This is a genomic window from Halobaculum sp. XH14 (genome assembly GCF_032116555.1).
Classification (GTDB): Archaea; Halobacteriota; Halobacteria; order Halobacteriales; family Haloferacaceae; genus Halorarum; species Halorarum halobium.
In genome coordinates this window covers 2,803,656-2,819,786 of the sequence record NZ_CP134949.1, presented here as the reverse complement: position 1 = coordinate 2,819,786, position 16,131 = coordinate 2,803,656, and the positions used below count along the sequence as shown (strand labels likewise).

The 16,131-nt window shown below is 67.7% G+C and carries 15 protein-coding genes; 4 read left to right on the top strand and 11 right to left on the bottom strand.

Features of this window, described 5'->3' with window-relative positions:
• Positions 1-130: 130 nt before the first annotated feature.
• On the bottom strand, positions 131-382 hold the full coding sequence (locus tag RJT50_RS14395) for a hypothetical protein (protein ID WP_313692220.1): 252 nt from the start codon (positions 380-382) through the stop codon (positions 131-133).
• 361 nt (positions 383-743) lie between these two features.
• On the opposite strand from RJT50_RS14395, the gene RJT50_RS14390 reads away from it, so the two are divergent.
• The gene (locus RJT50_RS14390; protein ID WP_313692219.1) at positions 744-2,129 is read left to right on the top strand and encodes a serine hydrolase domain-containing protein; all 1,386 of its coding nucleotides are present in this window, start codon (positions 744-746) and stop codon (positions 2,127-2,129) included.
• Positions 2,130-2,501: 372 nt separating this feature from the next.
• Positions 2,502-5,048 (top strand): DNA topoisomerase I, encoded by a 2,547-nt coding sequence (locus RJT50_RS14385; protein WP_313692218.1) that lies wholly within the window; start codon positions 2,502-2,504, stop codon positions 5,046-5,048.
• Between the two features lie 34 nt (positions 5,049-5,082).
• Here the strand turns inward: RJT50_RS14385 and RJT50_RS14380 are convergent, their stop codons facing one another.
• Genes RJT50_RS14380 through RJT50_RS14360 form a run of 5 tightly spaced genes read right to left on the bottom strand, consistent with a single transcriptional unit; the run spans position 5,083 to position 9,209 of the window.
• Positions 5,083-5,631 carry a DUF7389 domain-containing protein gene (locus tag RJT50_RS14380; protein ID WP_313692217.1) on the bottom strand — a complete coding sequence of 183 codons (549 nt, stop codon included), beginning with the start codon at positions 5,629-5,631 and terminating at the stop codon, positions 5,083-5,085.
• A gap of 52 nt (positions 5,632-5,683) precedes the next feature.
• Positions 5,684-6,013, bottom strand: a complete 330-nt coding sequence (locus tag RJT50_RS14375) for a DUF5615 family PIN-like protein (protein ID WP_313692216.1) — start codon at positions 6,011-6,013, stop codon at positions 5,684-5,686.
• On the bottom strand, positions 6,010-6,279 hold the full coding sequence (locus RJT50_RS14370) for a DUF433 domain-containing protein (protein ID WP_313692215.1): 270 nt from the start codon (positions 6,277-6,279) through the stop codon (positions 6,010-6,012). Before RJT50_RS14370 ends, RJT50_RS14375 begins: the two co-directional genes overlap by 4 nt.
• A 49-nt stretch (positions 6,280-6,328) precedes the next feature.
• Positions 6,329-7,678 (bottom strand): hypothetical protein, encoded by a 1,350-nt coding sequence (locus tag RJT50_RS14365; RefSeq protein ID WP_313692214.1) that lies wholly within the window; start codon positions 7,676-7,678, stop codon positions 6,329-6,331.
• A complete protein-coding gene (locus RJT50_RS14360; protein ID WP_313692213.1) occupies positions 7,671-9,209 on the bottom strand; it encodes an AAA family ATPase in 1,539 nt (512 codons plus the stop codon). The genes RJT50_RS14365 and RJT50_RS14360 overlap by 8 nt, the downstream gene beginning before the upstream one ends.
• A gap of 357 nt (positions 9,210-9,566) precedes the next feature.
• Here RJT50_RS14360 and RJT50_RS14355 point away from each other — a divergent pair, with 357 nt between their 5' ends.
• Positions 9,567-10,289, top strand: a complete 723-nt coding sequence (locus RJT50_RS14355; protein ID WP_313692212.1) for a phosphoglycerol geranylgeranyltransferase — start codon at positions 9,567-9,569, stop codon at positions 10,287-10,289.
• A 156-nt stretch (positions 10,290-10,445) separates the two neighbouring features.
• On the opposite strand, the gene RJT50_RS14350 is transcribed toward RJT50_RS14355, so the two are convergent.
• Genes RJT50_RS14350 through RJT50_RS14340 form a run of 3 tightly spaced genes read right to left on the bottom strand, consistent with a single transcriptional unit; the run spans position 10,446 to position 13,707 of the window.
• Entirely contained in the window at positions 10,446-10,940 is a 495-nt protein-coding gene (locus RJT50_RS14350; protein ID WP_313692211.1) for an Lrp/AsnC family transcriptional regulator, read from the bottom strand.
• A 44-nt stretch (positions 10,941-10,984) separates the two neighbouring features.
• On the bottom strand, positions 10,985-13,216 hold the full coding sequence (locus tag RJT50_RS14345; RefSeq protein WP_313692210.1) for an amino acid permease: 2,232 nt from the start codon (positions 13,214-13,216) through the stop codon (positions 10,985-10,987).
• On the bottom strand, positions 13,216-13,707 hold the full coding sequence (locus RJT50_RS14340; protein ID WP_313692209.1) for an NAD-binding protein: 492 nt from the start codon (positions 13,705-13,707) through the stop codon (positions 13,216-13,218). Before RJT50_RS14340 ends, RJT50_RS14345 begins: the two co-directional genes overlap by 1 nt.
• A 172-nt stretch (positions 13,708-13,879) precedes the next feature.
• Here RJT50_RS14340 and aspS point away from each other — a divergent pair, with 172 nt between their 5' ends.
• Complete coding sequence (gene aspS / locus RJT50_RS14335; protein WP_313692208.1) at positions 13,880-15,184, top strand: aspartate--tRNA(Asn) ligase; 1,305 nt, start codon at positions 13,880-13,882, stop codon at positions 15,182-15,184.
• A gap of 84 nt (positions 15,185-15,268) precedes the next feature.
• On the opposite strand, the gene RJT50_RS14330 is transcribed toward aspS, so the two are convergent.
• Both RJT50_RS14330 and RJT50_RS14325 read right to left on the bottom strand, forming a co-directional pair.
• Complete coding sequence (locus RJT50_RS14330; RefSeq protein WP_313692207.1) at positions 15,269-15,808, bottom strand: PIN domain-containing protein; 540 nt, start codon at positions 15,806-15,808, stop codon at positions 15,269-15,271.
• Positions 15,808-16,110 (bottom strand): UPF0175 family protein, encoded by a 303-nt coding sequence (locus tag RJT50_RS14325; RefSeq protein WP_313692206.1) that lies wholly within the window; start codon positions 16,108-16,110, stop codon positions 15,808-15,810. Before RJT50_RS14325 ends, RJT50_RS14330 begins: the two co-directional genes overlap by 1 nt.
• Positions 16,111-16,131 lie beyond the last annotated feature (21 nt).

Here is a 16,131-nt window from a genome sequence, read left to right as displayed (position 1 = left end):
GACGTGGTGAAAACGCTCCCGGTACCGGAACGGGTCTTCTTTGAGGTTCTTGGTGCTGGTTGAACTGCTACGTGGATTGATCGGGTGGTACCGAACACCTCGAAAGCTCCCGGCTCTCTCGGGTCGGGGGCTACGGAAGACGGTCCTCCTCGCTGCGCTCGTCGGCTGCGACTTCCGAGGTCACCCTCACTTCGTTCGCGTGACCCTCGCTGCGCTCCTCACCGAACTCGCTGCGCTCGTCGGCTGCGACTTCCGAGGTCACCCTCACTTCGTTCGCGTGACCCTCGCTGCGCTCCTCACCGAACTCGCTGCGCTCATTCGGCTGCGGTGCTCGTCCCTCGCGCGATTCGGCCGCGCACAGGGCGCGGCCGCCGCGCGCCACGTGGTTGGTCCAGTCCGGTGGCGCGCGGCTGGTGGACCTCCGTGTCCGCCGCCGTCGCGCGAGGGATGAGCGAGCGCCAGCGAGTGAATCGGCTGGGGAGGCGTGTGGCTGTGCGGTGCGGGTGCGGGGTGGGACTGAAAGGGGCCGGCTGGCTACGCGAACCCCGGACCCGTAAGCACCGCAGGAACGAGGCCGGAGGCTGAGTGACGAGGAGCGCAGCGCGGTCCGTGGGAGCGAAGCCAGCCGGGGGCTTTCGAGGTGGTCGTCACGACATCCGAGACAGTATTGATTCTAACACCCAGGACCGAACCCACCACACCGAGAGCCGTGAATTGAAGCCGTCCCGCCCCGACCACCACCCATGCACACGACCGCTGAGCGGGCCGTGGGGGACCTCGTGCGACGGACGATGCGCCGCGATCGGTTGCCGGGCGTCAGCGTCGCCGTCCTCGAGGACGATTCGATCACCTTCGCCGACGGCTTCGGCTCCCGGGACCTCGCGGGCAACCGCCCGGCGACGCCTGATACGCTGTACGGGATCGGCTCGGTCACCAAGTCGGTCACCGCACTCGCGGTCGTGCAGTTGCAGGAGTCCGGGATGCTCTCCGTCGAGGACCCCGTGAGCGAGCACCTCGACGTCGACCTCCCCGACGATTCTGCCGAACCCGTCCGACTCCGGCACCTGCTCACCCACTCGTCGGGCTACCCGTCGCTCGGCGTCAGCGAGGCGCTCATCGCCCGGCGCCTGCGCCGCGGCACCGACACGCTCGCGCTCTCGGACGAGGCCGACTTCCACGCGCATCTCGCGGGCGCGGCCGACGAACGCGCCGCAGCCCCGGGCGAGCGGTTCGCCTACTGCAACAGCGGCTACACCCTGCTCGGCGAGGTAATCGAGGCGTGTACGGGCAAGCCGTTCGACGAGTACGTCACCTCGCACGTGTTCGACCCGCTGGGGATGGAGCGCGCGACGTTCGACGACACCGAGTTCGCGATGGACGACGACCACATGACCCAGTACCTCCACGAGGAGGGCGACCTCGTGGCCGCCTCGCTCCCCGTCCGCGAGCGCTCGCGGGCCGCCGGGGGCATCCTCACCTCCGTCCGCGAACTCGCGGACTACCTCCGCCTCCACCTGAACGGCGGCGTAGTCGACGGCGACCGACTCCTCTCGGAGTCGAGCGTCGACGCGCTCCACGAGGGCCGGGTCGACACGCCGTCGGGGCCGTACGGCTTCGGCTGGCGGACCCGGGAGGCGTGCGGTCGGGACCTCGTGGGACACTCCGGCTCGATCGCCGTCTCCAGCGCCTACGTCGGCTTCTCGCCGGCGGAGGGGATCGGCATCGCCGTCGCCGCGAACGCCTCGCCGGAGTACCCGCTCGCACATCTCGGGATGGGCGTCTTCGCCGCCGTGCTGGGCGAGGACCCCGAGGAGGCCGTCCCGTTCTTCGAGCGTCGCGCCCGCTTCGACCGGCTCTCGGGCGAGTACGCCTCCTACAGGGGGATCAAGCGCGCCGTCGTCGCCCGCGACGGCGGCACGCTCCGGCTCGACCTCGGCGGCGCGCTCGGCGGGACCGGCACCGCGCTGATTCCGGACGAGGACGGCAACCAGTACGAGTTCCACGCGCTCGACGACGCCGGGAACCGGGAGCCCGTCGAGTTCCGCGTCGACGACGGCGACGACGTGGACCTGCTGTACGACCGCTGGCACTTCCACAAGGTCGCCGACGGCGTCCCCGACCTCGACTGACGACGCCCGACCGTCGACTGACGACGCCCCCGACGGCCGGCGGCGACGACCCCCGACACCCCACGGCGGAACGAGCGGGTGTCCGCCCGTTGCGCTCGGCCCGACCAACCATCGGGCGGGACTGAAAGGGGCCGCTGCTCTCGGGGAACTCCGGACCCGCAAGCACCACAGGGAGAGAGCGAAGCGAGCGACTGAGGAGCGCAGCGTGGTCCGCGGGAGCCGAGAGCAGCGGGGGCTTTCGAGCCGTTCTCAGCAGTTCAGCCACGAAACCGACCGCCCGAATAACCACAGCACTACCAACCCAAACCACGACAACACGTCGCACGAACGACCGCGAAACCTTTAGAAGGCGAATGAGCCTATCCCTCGGCAATGGAACTCATCATCACCGAGAAGGACAACGCCGCGAGGCGGATCGCCGAGATCCTCTCGGGCGAGCCTTTCGACACCGAGCGCCGGGCCGGTGTCAACGTCTACCGGTGGGGCGGGACCCGGTGTATCGGGCTCTCGGGCCACGTCGTCGGGGTGGACTTCCCGCCCGAGTACGACGACTGGCGGGACGTCGAGCCCGTCGAACTCATCGACGCGCCCGTCCAGAAGCGCGAGACCCAGGAGAACATCGTCCGGGCGCTGCGCCTGCTCGCCCGAAAGGCCGACCGGGTCGTCGTGGCGACCGACTACGACCGCGAGGGCGAACTCATCGGGAAGGAGGCGTACGAACTCGTGCGCGAGGCGAACGAGGACGTGCCGGTCGACCGCGTGCGCTTCTCCTCGATCACGAAACGGGAGGTGACGGACGCGTTCGAGAACCCGGACGACATCGACTTCGATCTGGCGGCCGCCGGCGAGGCCCGGCAGGTCATCGACCTCGTGTGGGGCGCGGCGCTGACGCGGTTCCTCTCGCTGTCGGCCCGCCAGCTCGGCGACGACTTCATCTCCGTGGGTCGGGTGCAGGGGCCGACGCTGAAGCTCATCGTCGACCGCGAGCGCGAGATCCAGGCGTTCGACCCCGAGGACTACTGGGAGCTGTTCGCCGACCTGCTGAAGCGGCAGGGTGGCGACGGTGACGGCGACGACGAGGTGGGCGCGGAGTTCGAGGCGCAGTACTTCTACGAGGCAGAGGACGGCACCGAGGCCGAGCGCGTCTGGGACGAGGCGACCGCGGAGGCGGTCTACGAGGTGCTGGAGGGGGCCGAGTCCGCGACGGTCGACTCGGTGCGCCGGCGGAACAGGACCGACGAGCCGCCCGCGCCGTTCAACACGACCCAGTTCATCCGCGCCGCGTCGTCGCTCGGTTACTCGGCCCAGCGCGCGATGAGCATGGCCGAGGACCTCTACACGGCCGGGTTCATCACCTACCCGCGGACGGACAACACCGTCTACCCCGAGGACCTCGACGAGCGGGAGTTGCTGGAGGCGTTCTCCGGGACGCGGCAGTTCGGCGAGGACGCCGACGCGCTGCTCGACCTGGAGGAGCTCACCCCGACCGAGGGCGACGAGGAGACGACCGACCACCCGCCCATCCACCCGACGGGCGAACTCCCGTCTGCCTCCGAGATCTCCGAGGACGAGTGGGAGGTGTTCGAACTCGTCGTGCGTCGCTTCTTCGCCACGGTCGCGGAGGACGCCGAGTGGGAGCACCTGCGCGTCGTGACGGAGGTTGCAGCGGATGGGGGAGCGGGACCGAACGACGGCCCGCTCTCGCTGAAGTCCAACGGCAAGCGGCTGGTGGAGGAGGGGTACCACGCCGTCTACCCGTACTTCTCGACGAACGAGAGCTTCGTGCCGGACGTCTCGGAGGGCGAGGAACTCGGCGTGACCGACACCCGGTTCGAGGCGAAGCAGACCCAGCCCCCGCGCCGGTACGGCCAGTCGCGGCTCATCGAGACGATGGAGGACATGGGCATCGGGACGAAGGCGACCCGGCACGACGTCATCCAGAAGCTGTACGACCGGGGGTACATCGAGAGCGACCCGCCGCGCCCGACGAAGCTCGCCGAGGCGGTGGTGGAGGCGAGCGAGACGTTCGCCGACCGCATCGTCTCCGACGAGATGACCGCCCAGCTGGAGGCGGACATGCAGGCAATCGCCGCGGGCGAGAAGGGGTACGAGGAGGTGACACGGGAGTCGCGGGAGATCCTGGAGACCGTGTTCGACGGGCTGACCGAGTCGAGCGACGAGGTGGGCGACATGCTCCAGAAGTCGCTGAAGGCGGACAAGCGACTCGGCCCGTGTCCCGACTGCGGCGAGGACCTGCTGGTGCGCAAGTCCCGGCACGGCTCGTACTTCGTCGGCTGTGACGGCTACCCGGACTGTACGTACACGCTCCCGCTGCCCTCGACGGGCAAGCCCCTGATCCTGGAGGAGGAGTGTGAGGAGCACGGGCTGAGCCACGTGAAGATGCTCGCCGGCCGGAAGACGTTCGTCCACGGCTGCCCGCAGTGCAAGGCCGACGAGGCCGACGAGGAGGAGGACGAGGTCATCGGCGTCTGTCCGGAGTGTGGCGAGGCGGAGGGCGGCGAGTTGGCCATCAAGCGCCTCCGGTCGGGGTCGCGGCTCGTCGGCTGTACGCGCTACCCCGACTGCGACTACTCGCTCCCGCTGCCGCGCCGCGGCGAGATCGAGATCACCGACGAGACGTGCGAGGAGCACGACCTCCCGCACCTGGTGGTCCACTCGGGCGACGAGCCGTGGGAACTCGGCTGTCCCATCTGCAACTACCGCGAGTACCAGGCCCGGGAGAACGGCTCCGAGCTCGAGGCGATCCAGGGCATCGGCGAGAAGACCGCCGAGAAGCTGAAGGAGGCGGGCGTGGAGGACGTGGAGTCGCTGAAGGACAGCGAGCCGGACGACCTGGCCGCCGAGGTGGAGGGCGTCGGCGCGGACACGGTGCGGGACTGGCAGGCGAAGGCGGACTAGGGACCCTCGGTCCCCCCCGATTCCTCCGCGCCCGCTACGTGTCGGCCGTCCGATGCCGGTCGATGAGCGGCATGATGACCTCCCGGACCACGTCGGGGTCGACGTTCGTCCAGCCGCTGATCGGCACGTCGCTGGAGAAGTTCATCTTGACGTGCGGGGCCGAGTCGTCGTCCACGCGGTTCCGCCGGACCATCGGGGCGATCTCCTCGAACACGACCTCGCGCGGCAGCGGCACCCAGCTCGCGCCGCCGATGCCCGAGCCCTGCCCGACGTACACCTTCGAGACCTCGCCGTCCCCGTCGATGGTCGGCTCCCGTTCGGCCGGCGGCGTGGCGTCAACGGCCCCGGCGTCACCACGCGGTTCGGCGCCGGATTTTCGCCCGCCCTCGTCGTCGGGCTGGACGTCCCGCGCGGCCCCGATGCGCTCCGCGAGCAGCGCGTTCAGCCGGTCGGACTCGTCCTCGGCCTCGTCCATGCTGTCGTAGGTGGCCGCGACGATCACCTCGTCCTGGTCCCGGGTGTCGGTCCCGCGGGTCGAGCGGACCCGGACGTACACCTCGCCCGTCTCGAGTTCCTCCTTCATCGGTTGGGTGGGGTTGGGTCGGCCTGGGGTATAGGTTCTCGTACTGGGTCGGCTACGCGTACAACACTTCGTCCGTTAGGTCGCGGTCGGCGTTCCGTTCGAGCGTCGAATCGACGCGGCGCACGAGTTCGCCGACGCCGTTTCCGTACTGTGGAACGTAAATCACCCCTGCATGGTCGATGTCGACGAACTCCGTCTCGACGAGACCGAGGAAGTCGTCGTCGAACGTGAGCACCACCCAGCCGCGTGCCGCGGCGTATCGAAGTTGCGCTTCATCCTCGTCTCCGATGGTGTCCTCCTCTCTCGCTGTCGTCACGTCCCATCCACGACGGCGGAGTCCCTCGACGACCGGAAGCCAGACGTTCTCGTCCGCGTAGATCACGCAGGCGTTTCCTCGTTGCCCGCGCCGCCCTCGCCGTCGCGTTCGTTCCTCGCCGACTCGACGTCGAACTCGTCGACGTGGTCGTAGTAGTACGCCAGCGCCGAGTGGACGTCTGCCAGCGAGAGCGAGGGGTAGAAGTCCACGATCTCGTCGGGGGAGTAGCCGCTGTGGACGTAGGCGCTCGCCACGTTGATGACCCGGATGCCGGTGCCATCGATGGTGGGTGCCCCGTCGCTGTGAGCGTCGTCCCTGACGATTTCGGTCATTACCCTCCGTTTGGGCGTATTGTCGTATAAACTTCCGGACCCACCGGTTTCAGGTCGAAACAGCGTTCTCCAGAACGTCCTTGATTCCGGATTCGACCTCTGACGCCTGCAGGATTCTGATCGACTCCTGCTCGTCGAGACTCCTCGTCTCGGCGTCTTCGAGGTCCTGAATCACGAGCAGGCCGTTCCAGCCGTTCCCGAAGAACTCGGTGTCGCGGTCGAAGACGAACTCGTCATCCTGCCGGAGGAACGCGAGATACTCCAGCGTCTCCTCGATTCCCTGGCGGATCGTCTCCTGTCGAGTTGCGTTCTTGACTTCGGTGATGAGGTACTTCAACTGGTCCTCGGTTCTCACTTCCAGAACGATGACGTCGGGCCTGTTGGTCCGTGGGCTCGTCTCGTCGTCGAGGAAGTAGTGAGCCTCGACCTCGCGGGCTTTCCGTTTCACCATCTCCGCACGGCCCAGATCGGTCTCGGGTGCGTCCTTCTCCTCGGTGACGAACGTGACGTCGCGATCCTGAGCAGACTGGTCGTGATACAACACGAACTCCGCGTCGTCGCCCTCCATTCTGGCCACCTCCTGGGAACCGGATTCGATCGTCCGGATGCTGAACTCCTCGCTCCTGAAGTCCTCGATCGCTCGGATGTACCGGAAGAGGACGAACAGTTCGAGGAGCGTCTCGTCGTCGTCCGGTGTAATCGCGGTCTCGTCGAGCAGAGTTCGAATCGCATCACGGTCCCCCGAGGCGGCGTCCTCGTACTCTCGGAGCAGCCCGGCGGCCTCACGGTAAATCTCGTTCCGGGATTCCTCCGCCGTCTGGAGCATCCGCTCGGTAGGTTCGTACTCCTTCGGGTCTCGAATCCGCGTGACGTGGACGTTCCGCTCGAACGTCTCGGTCAGGACGTCAACGAGTTCGAGGTTCTCGCTCCACCTGTCGGCCACCCACTCGTACTCGTTCTTCAGGTGCGTCTCGCAGTCGCGGAGCGTGTCGTAGATGATCGACAGGAGTCGCTTCAGGACGACGTTTTCGTCGATGTCGTAGCTCTCGGTTCTGTTGTCACAGACGAACAGCGAGGTGTCGCTCGGCGCTCTGGAGTACCGTTCTCGAATGGTCGACGACCAGTCGATGCGACCGTCGACGCGGCCGCGGTTCGTCGACGAGACGTTTCGGGTCTGTGTCTTCACGCTCCGAATCCGATTCGGCAACTCCTCGACGAACTGGACCACCTCGGGTCGGAGGACGAAGTGGAGCCTGACCAGCGACTCGAAGTCGTCGAACCGTTCGTCCAGCCCCTCCGGTCGGATCTCCCCAACGAATCGGTCCTCGGGGTATCCGCCGTGCATCACGTAGGCGAAGACGTCCTGCGTGAGCCGTTCGAGCAGGTCGTCCCTATTCATCCGGCGTCACGCTCAGGACGCTCCGGGCCAGTTTCCGGAGTTCGACCCCGTTCACCGCGTCCGTCGAGGCGATCTCCTCGACGATTCGCTTCCGACGGGGGACACCTTCGAGTTGCGGGTAGACGTAGTTAGCGACCGCCTGCGTCAGCGCCTCGCGCCTGTCGCCGTTCGAGCCGTGGACGTGCGTGAGCAGGTCCTTGATGATGGCAGGGCCGATCTTCCGGTCCTCGACGGCGGTGTTCGCGGCCCGCCAGACCGCCCCGACGCCCTGGAGTGTCTCGGGTTCGGCGTCGATTCCCCACGTCTCGGCGTACTCGCGGACAAACTCTTCCTGCTCGTCCTCGCCGGGTATCGTCGGGGCGTCGACGTGGATGAACGCGAACCGTCGCATGAACGCGTACGAAAGCTCGTACAGCGAGGTCTTGTCGTAGCTGTTCATCGTCGCGAACAGCCGCCAGGAGGCCGGCTTCACGTACCGGTGGGAGGCGAGTTCGCCGTCGAACTCCTCCCCGCGAAGCACCTCGATCTCCTCGCCGTCGCGCTTGAACGGAAGCTGGACGGCCTGACCGGACAGCAGGGTGAACAACTGCCCGAACGACTTGTCGATGTCGGCACGGTTGATCTCGTCGACGATCAGCGGCTCGTTTTGCTGGACGCCGTTCCGTTTGAACCGCCGGAGGATCTGTCCCGGTTCGAACTCCAGTTCGCCGCTCCCCGACTCGTTCGGCATGTATCCACCGACGGTCTCGAACGTCGACCAGTCGGCAGTCGCGGTCGTCATCTGGTAGCCGGTGAACAGCGAGTCCTGTTCGGATTCGAGATACTTGCAGGTCAGCCGGGCGATTTCGGTCTTGCCGGTCCCCGGCGGGCCGGTGAAGATGACGTGTTTACCGGCGTTGAGCGCGGAGGTGAGTTGCTCGACGATCTCCTCGCCCTGGTCCCCGGGGAAGTGGAGGTCCGAGAGCAGGCTCTCAGGAAGGTCCACGTGAAGGTCAGCAGCCGTTTCGACGTCACCGGCCTCCACGTAGCCCCTCGATTCGCCAGTCAACTTCTCGACGGAACCGTACTTTCCTCGAATTCCGCCGACGCCCATGTCGTTGAGCGTCTGAAAGCCACGGGGCGCAAACGAGTCCGAATAGCCGGCGAGGTCGTTGATCTCGTCGCGTGGGACGTCGACCTCGGTAACCTGATCGAGATAAATGATGTAGCGCCACGGGTCTCCCTCCTCGTAGTTCGGCCAGAGTTCCTTGCCGAGTGGTTCGTTCGTCTCGGTTCCGAGGACGCGGGCGGCGTAGTCGTACACGCCGGTCCGGTAGTAGAGGAGATAATCACCGGACTCGATCTGGTCCCACGTCGACTTGTTTCCCTCCTTAGTTCCCCAGATAGGAACGAGGCCATCGGGGAACTCCCGGTCGGTAAACTCTCCCAGCACCTCAGAGGAGATCCCCTCCAGAACGGTCCGTTCGAGGTTGTCGCGGGCAGCGTCGCCGCTCGACGGTACGAGAAAGACCCTGGGCCCGTCGTATGCCATGTTACCGTCCAGTTCAGTCGAGCCGACAAAAATGTAGGTGGCATTCCACGCGAGAGTTCTTCACGGATAACGGGACCAGACGCCGCATCGATGATCATGCGGCGAACCGACTCCGGACGCTGTCCGCGATGTGGCTCCGACCTCAGATACGGCGTGAAGGAGGAACCCTCATCCTGGAAGGTCTACTTCGACTGTTCCGCCTCCAACTGCAGTTGGGAATCGTTCGCCGGCCGAATCCACCGATCCGACGTGGACCACGTCGACGAGGTGTACGAGCGGGCCGAGCGGTTTCACGACCGACTTTGAGTACCCCAATCCGCGCTCTTTTTAGCCCTCCTCGCACACTCACACCCACGAATGAGCACGCCCTGGACGGACTGGGACCACGTCCTGAAGGTGGACCCGGACAAGGACCTGCGGGACGGCGACACCTTCGCGGACGTCTGCGAGACGGGCACCGACGCCATCGAGATCGGCGGCACCCTCGACATCACCGCCGACAAGATGCAGCGCGTCGTCGACGCCTGCGAGGCGTACGACGTCCCGCTGTACCAGGAGCCCTCGAACCCCGGCGTCGTCATCGACGACGACGCGCTCGACGGCTACCTCGTCCCGACGGTGTTCAACGCGGGCGGGCCGTTCTGGATCACCGGCGCGCACAAGGAGTGGGTCCGCATCGACAACGGCCTCGACTGGGAGCGCACCCACACCGAGGCGTACATCGTCCTGAACCCCGAGGCCTCCGTCGCCCAGTTGACCGACGCCGACTGCGACCTCTCGGCCGACGACGTGGCCGCCTACGCCCGCGTCGCCGAGCGGATGTTCGGCCAGGAGATCGTCTACGTCGAGTACTCGGGCACCTTCGGCGACACGGAGACGGTCGGCGCGGCACGGGCGGCACTCGACGACGCGACGCTGTTTTACGGCGGCGGCATCCACGACTACGACTCGGCACACGAGATGGGAAAACACGCCGACACCATCGTCGTCGGCGACCTGCTCCACGACGAGGGCGTCGACGCGGTCCGCGAGACCGTCGAGGGCGTGCGGGACGCCCACGCCGAACTGGCGGACGTCTGAAGGCGCCGAACTCGCGGGTCCCGTTCGCGAGTCCCGTTTCGCGACCCGCGTTCCTCCCGGGCTTCGCGTTCCTCTCGAATTTCGCGTTCCTTCCCGGGTTTCGATTTCTCCCGCGGGTTCCGATCCGGCTCGATCAGCGACTCGCCCCGGTTCGGGCTACTCCTCGTCGCCCGCCGTCTCGTCCTCGCAGTCCGGGTCGAACCAGTGGAACGGGCAGGTGTACTCGTTGTGGACGAGTTCCTCCTCGACGATTTCGAGGCCCAGTCCCGAGAGGTCGCGCCCGATTCGGCTGAGGTCGTCGCCGCTCCGCCCGACCGCGACGACGTGGAGGTTCTCCTCGCCGGTCATCAGTTCGCGGACGGACACGACGCCCGGCACCTCGAGCGCCTCACGCGCAAGCTCCTCGCGCTGGGGGATGGGCGCGGTACAGAAGATGATCGTGAACAGCTGGTAGCCGACCAGCTCGTAGTCGATGTCGACGTGGCTCCCGCGGATCACCTCGTCCTCCTCGAGTCGCTTGATCCGGTTCCGCACCGTGCTCGGGGAGACCCCGAAGTCCTCCGCGATCTCCGCGGCCGACGTGGTCCGGGCATCCCCCTGCAGCCGGTAGATGATGTACCCGTCGAGCTCGTCCAACTCGCGCTTCGGCATGACCACTCACGTGAACTCGGCCCGGAAAGCGTTTGCGTTCGCCGCTACAGCAGCCAGCGCTCCAGCGTGCGGGCGAACCTCCCGGGCGTCGTCTCCTCGCGCGGCCGGACGACGAGCGTGGGACAGTCCACCCTCCCGATGATCTCACCGGCGCCGACGCCCGTGACGAGCACGTCCGTCTCCTCGGACTCGAAGTCGACCTCGCCGCCGTCGGGGAGGACGAACCCGGTCCGGACGGGCGCCGAGCACAGCCCCGCGATCTCCTCGTGGTAGTCGTCGATGACCCGCCGCTGCTCCTCCGAGACGAAGCCGTCCACGCTGTACTCGAAGCGGACCTCGGCGTCGTGGGCCGTCGCGACCGCGTCGGCGACCGCGACCTTGGCCGGGTCGTACGGCCCCTCGTCGGTGAGCACCGAGACGACGTTCACGTCGCCGAGGCCGACGCCGGCGGGGGCGTCCATCCCGCCCCGCGGACCGCCGGACTCGGGCGCGCCGTCGTCGACGAGCACCGCGTCGCAGTCGGTGTGGTCGAGCACCCAGTCCACGTCCGAACTGAACAGCCGCTCGCGTAGCCCACCGGGTTCGTGCTCCATGACGAGCACGTCGACGTCGGCCGACTCGACGTGGTTGGCGAGCGCGTGACGGGTGTCGTGGCTGACGACCTCGCTCACCCGCACCGGGACGTCAACGTCGAGTTCGGCCGCGATGTCGTCCGTGCGCTCCTCGAACTCGACGTCCTCGGTCGACTGCTCCTCGGCGGCCGCCAGGGGCACCTGGTCTGCCACCTCGTCGAACCGGACGACCGACACGCCGCCGTGCTGGGGCGCCGCGAGATCCGCGGCCACGTCCACGAGCGCGCGTTCGTGGGACGGGTCCATGTCCTCCGGGACCGCGACGAGCGCCTCGTAGCCGCTCCCCGTGGGCGCGACCGCCTCGCGGGTCCGGTCGAGCGCCTGCCTGCCGAGTTCGCGCCGAACGGCGTCCACGGCGGCGCCCTCGCGGTCCACGCGACCGCGAGCGTACAGGAAGTACCACCCGACGCTGGCGCCCGTGATGACGACTGCGCCGACGAGCGGCACGGTCCCCATCTGCGTGAGCAGGACGATCCCGCCGACCACGCCGAACCCCTGCATCCACGGGTACAGCGGCGACTCGAACGACGGTTCGTACTCCATCGTGCCGCGGCGGAACGCGATCACGGCGACGTTGATGAGGACGAACACGAGGATCTGGAACGCGCTCGCCAGTTTGGCGATGCTCTCCAGTGGCACGAACGCGATGAGCAGGAGCAGCACCGCGCCGGTGAGCAGGATGGACGTGCTCGGCGTGTTGAACCGCTCGTGGATCTCGCCGAGCGACGGGGGGACGAGGTCGTCCCGCGCCATCGCGAACGGGTAGCGCGAGGAGGAGAGCACGCCCGCGTTGGCCGTGCTCACGAGCGCGAGCAGCGCCGCGATGATGACCGCGATCACGCCCGCGGGGCCGAGCGCGGCCTCCGCGGCGACCGCCATCGGCGCGGTGGAGTCGGCGATCGCGGACCGCTCGGTGACGCCGAGCATGACGAACACGATGAGCGCGTACAGCACCGTGGTGAACGCGAGCGAGCCGAGGATGCCGATGGGGATGTTCCGCCCGGGGTTCTCGATCTCCTCGGCGACGCTCGCCACCTTCGTCACGCCGGCGTACGAGACGAACACGAGGCCGGTCGCCGCGAGGATGCCGCCGGCGCCGCTGTCGAAGAACCCGCCGTAGTTCACCATGTCGACCGCGGGAGTCCCCCCGACCGCGAACCAGCCGAGCGCGACGAGCATGATGGCGACGATGGCGACCTGCACCCGGCCGGTCTGCTTCGCGCCGAGCAGGTTCACGAGGACGAGGATCGTGGCGAGCGTGAGCGCCAGCGGCGTCGTGATGCTCGGGGGGACGTTGAACTGGTAGAGGATGTACGGCACCCCGCCCACCAGCGCCAGCCCGCCCTTGAACGACAGCGCGAACCACGTCCCGATGCCGGCGACCGTGCCGAGCAGCGGGCCCATCCCGCGCTCGATGAACAGGTACGTGCCGCCGGATTCGGGCATCGCGGTGGCCATCTCCGCCTTCGAGAGCGCCGCGGGGAGCACGACGAGACCGGCGAGCACGTACGCGAGCACGACCGCCGGGCCGGCGTACTCGACGGCCACGGCCGGGAGGATGAAGATGCCGCTGCCGATCATCGCCCCGATGCTGATGGCGAGCACCGAGAACAGGCCCAGGTCGCGTTCGAGTCCTTTCGGCACTACGCGTCACCTCCCCCGCGCGAGCGCAACCGCTCGTCCTCGTTCGTCGACCGCCGGTGGTCCTCGGAGTCCTCCTCCGTCTCGAACACCTCCTCGCCGCGCCGCTTCCTGTCGAGTGCGGACGCCAGGGCGGTCGAGGCACAGACCGGCTCCACGCCCGCGTCGTCGAACGCGTCCACGTTCTCCGGGTCGTTCACGAGCGCGATGACGCGGTCGGCCCGCCGGACGCGAACGAGCTGTGCGACGAGGAGGTTTCGGCGGTCCTCCCGGGAGGCCGCGATGACGACGGCCGGGCCGTCGAGCCCCTCGCGGTCGAGCGCGGACCCGGATCGCAGATCCACGACCCGCGCGTCGGCGCCGGCCGCCTCGGCGCGCTCGACCGCGCGGTGATCCTCGCCGAGGAACGCCACCTCGCCGCCCCCGTCCGATAGCTCCTCCGCGAGCGTCTCCCCGACGCCCCGTCCGCCGATGATGATCGTGTCGTGGTTCATGACGAGTCACTTCCGTTGGTGCAACGTAGTTGCCGAATCCGCATAAACTAGCCGGTATTTTCTCGAATCAGGATCTTAACGAACGATACCGAACAAAGCGTTTTGAGCGCGGGCACCCCCCGACGCCCTCGAATCGACCGTTTTTAAGCCCCGTGAGGCGGAACGAACGCGTATGCAGGGAAGAACCTACACGGCCGACGCCGAGCCGGGCGACGAGGTCACCGTCGCCGGCTGGGTCCACGAGACCCGGGACCTGGGGGGCATCGCGTTCCTCATTCTCCGGGACACGTCGGGCCGCATCCAGGTGAAGTTCGAGAAGGACGAGATGGACGATGAGCTCGTCGAGACCGGACTCGGCGTCCACCGCGAGTCGGTCATCTCCGTGACCGGCGAGGTCGCCGAGGAGCCCCGCGCCCCCACCGGCGTCGAGGTCGTCCCCGACTCGGTCGAGGTCGTCGCCCCCGCGGACCCCGAACTCCCGCTCGATCCCTCCGGCAAGGTCGACGCCGAACTCCCGACGCGGCTCGACAACCGCACGCTCGACCTCCGGAAGGACGAGGTGAAGGCCGTCTTCGAGATCCGCGCCGAGATCCTCCGCGCGACCCGCGAGACGTTCCGCGAGCTCGACTGTACGGAGATCAACACGCCGAAGATCGTCGCCACCGGCACCGAGGGCGGCACGGAGCTGTTCCCGATCACGTACTTCGGCCGCGAGGCGTTCATGAACCAGAGCCCGCAGCTGTTCAAGCAGCTCATGGCCGGCTCCGGCCTGGAGCGCGTCTTCGAGATCGGGCCGATCTTCCGCGCCGAGGAGCACAACACGCCCCGGCACCTGAACGAGGCCCACAGCATCGACTTCGAGGGCGCGTTCTGTGACCACCACGAGGCGATGGACGCCGCCGAGGCCGTCACGAAGGCCGCCTACGAGGCGGTCGCGGAGAACTGCGAGGCTCAACTGGAGGCGCTCGACGCGGCCGAGGAGTTTTCGGTGCCCTCGGGCGAGTTCCCGCGGCTCTCCTACGAGCAGGCCATCGAGCGAATCAACGCCACCGGCGCGCTGGACGAGCACCTCGTCTGGGGCGACGACCTCTCGACGGAGGCCGAACACGCGCTCGGGCAGGACGTCGGCGAGCACTACTTCATCACCGACTGGCCCTCCGAGATCAAGCCGTTCTACATCAAGGACCACGACGACGACGAGGAGCTCTCGACCGGGTTCGACATGATGCACCCGCGGATGGAGCTCGTCTCGGGCGGCCAGCGCGAGCACCGCCACGACCGCCTCATCGAGGGGTTCGAGCAGCAGGGGCTCGATCCCGAGGCGTTCGAGTACTACACGAAGATGTTCCGGTACGGCATGCCGCCCCACGCCGGCTGGGGGATGGGCGCCGAGCGTCTCGTCATGACGATCCTCGGCCTGGAGAACATCCGCGAGGCGGTGCTGTTCCCGCGAGACCGGCAGCGACTGAGCCCGTAAGCGAAGTCGCTGCCGGCGAGGGGGAGCAGGAAGCAGCTTGCTGCGACCGCGTTCCCGCGGGACCGCCAGCGGCTGAGCCCGTAGTCAGGGGCTGCGATCCGCCGCGTTCCGAACGAGTTCTTCCGCACGCGCACGGAGTTCCGCGGTCATGTGGAGGCCGCGCTCGTCCAGTCGTTCGACGAGTCGGACGCCGTCGGTCCCGTCGAGACGGTCCTCCGAGACGGCCCGCACGAGGACGCCGACAGTTCCGGTCACGTCAGCGCAGAGCCCCTCCGCGATGCGCCGGACGCGGCGGTCGTCGGAGACGACCGCGACGTCCTCGTCCGCCCGTTGCAGTCGAATCACCGCGCCGACGAGCACCACGTCGCCGGTCACCTCGTCCTCGTTCAACAGGCTTCGTGCCTCGACTCTCGACGTTTCGACGGCATCCGTGACGCACGCCCCGTCGTCGTCGGGAACTGTCCCGTCCAGAAACTGCCAGAGGTTGCTGTGTGCCGGCTCGGTCGTCACCTCCGCGGCGACCTCGTCGGGGATCAGGACCCTCCCGTCGAAGGCATCGAGGAGATCGAGTCGACCGACGTTGCCGAGCGAGATGACCGTCGTCGCGTCGACGTACACCTCCATCAGATGTCGAGTGCCGTCTCGGCGTCACGATCCAGGTCCGAGGGGATCAACTGCGTCGTCAGGTTCCGCTCCCGGGCGATCTCCAGCCACTCGCCGAGGCTGACGCCGGCGATGCGCGCCGCCTCGTTGACCGAGACGTCGCCGGACTGATACCGTTCGACGGCCCGTTCCACCCGAAGCTCGCGGAGTCCCTCCCTGAGCGCCCGTCGGATCGTGGTACTACGGTCCGACGAGAGCAGATCGGCGACCTCCTCGAGTTCCGCCTGCTCGTCGTCGGGGAGTCGTGCGCTGATCGAACCCATGTATACAAGATATTACGACGC

Bases quoted from the DNA above. Each gene is read 5' to 3' on its own strand.
- RJT50_RS14325 (WP_313692206.1), bottom strand. From the start codon at position 16,110: ATGGGTTCGATCAGCGCACGACTCCCCGACGACGAGCAGGCGGAACTC.
- RJT50_RS14365 (WP_313692214.1), bottom strand. From the start codon at position 7,678: ATGAATAGGGACGACCTGCTCGAACGGCTCACGCAGGACGTCTTCGCC.
- RJT50_RS14350 (WP_313692211.1), bottom strand. From the start codon at position 10,940: ATGCCGAAGCGCGAGTTGGACGAGCTCGACGGGTACATCATCTACCGG.
- RJT50_RS14380 (WP_313692217.1), bottom strand. From the start codon at position 5,631: ATGAAGGAGGAACTCGAGACGGGCGAGGTGTACGTCCGGGTCCGCTCG.
- RJT50_RS14360 (WP_313692213.1), bottom strand. From the start codon at position 9,209: ATGGCATACGACGGGCCCAGGGTCTTTCTCGTACCGTCGAGCGGCGAC.
- RJT50_RS14355 (WP_313692212.1), top strand. From the start codon at position 9,567: ATGAGCACGCCCTGGACGGACTGGGACCACGTCCTGAAGGTGGACCCG.
- RJT50_RS14385 (WP_313692218.1), top strand. From the start codon at position 2,502: ATGGAACTCATCATCACCGAGAAGGACAACGCCGCGAGGCGGATCGCC.
- RJT50_RS14340 (WP_313692209.1), bottom strand. From the start codon at position 13,707: ATGAACCACGACACGATCATCATCGGCGGACGGGGCGTCGGGGAGACG.
- RJT50_RS14390 (WP_313692219.1), top strand. From the start codon at position 744: ATGCACACGACCGCTGAGCGGGCCGTGGGGGACCTCGTGCGACGGACG.
- RJT50_RS14370 (WP_313692215.1), bottom strand. From the start codon at position 6,279: ATGACCGAAATCGTCAGGGACGACGCTCACAGCGACGGGGCACCCACC.
- aspS (WP_313692208.1), top strand. From the start codon at position 13,880: ATGCAGGGAAGAACCTACACGGCCGACGCCGAGCCGGGCGACGAGGTC.
- RJT50_RS14330 (WP_313692207.1), bottom strand. From the start codon at position 15,808: ATGGAGGTGTACGTCGACGCGACGACGGTCATCTCGCTCGGCAACGTC.